General features: G+C 38.2%; 1 rRNA gene. It reads left to right on the forward strand.

The features are described 5' to 3' along the window. Nucleotides 1–225 precede the first annotated feature (225 nt). Nucleotides 226–327: ribosomal RNA gene (gene rrf, locus H5159_RS20850) — 5S ribosomal RNA — on the forward strand; the annotation flags it as partial.

Here is a 327-nt window from a genome sequence, read left to right on the forward strand (position 1 = left end):
CAACGTTGATAGGCAAGATGTGGAAGTGGTGTGAGCCATTAAGCTAACTTGTACTAATTACCCGTGAGGCTTAACCATACAACGCCAAACGCGTTTTATGCGACAGTTTAGACAGAAGTTAATATAACTAAAGTAGATATTACTTAAAGAAAGACTTAAAAAATATTATCAGATATTTTCCAAATTCAGTTAATGCGTAGATATACGAATTAACGCCCAAATTTGCTTGGTGACAATAGCGTTTTGGACCCACCTGACTCCATGCCGAACTCAGTAGTGAAACGAAACAGCGCCGATGATAGTGTAGCATTTGCTATGTGAAAGTAG

The organism is Pseudoalteromonas sp. SG43-1, from assembly GCF_014164415.1.
In the GTDB taxonomy this organism is placed as follows: Bacteria; Pseudomonadota; Gammaproteobacteria; order Enterobacterales; family Alteromonadaceae; genus Pseudoalteromonas; species Pseudoalteromonas distincta.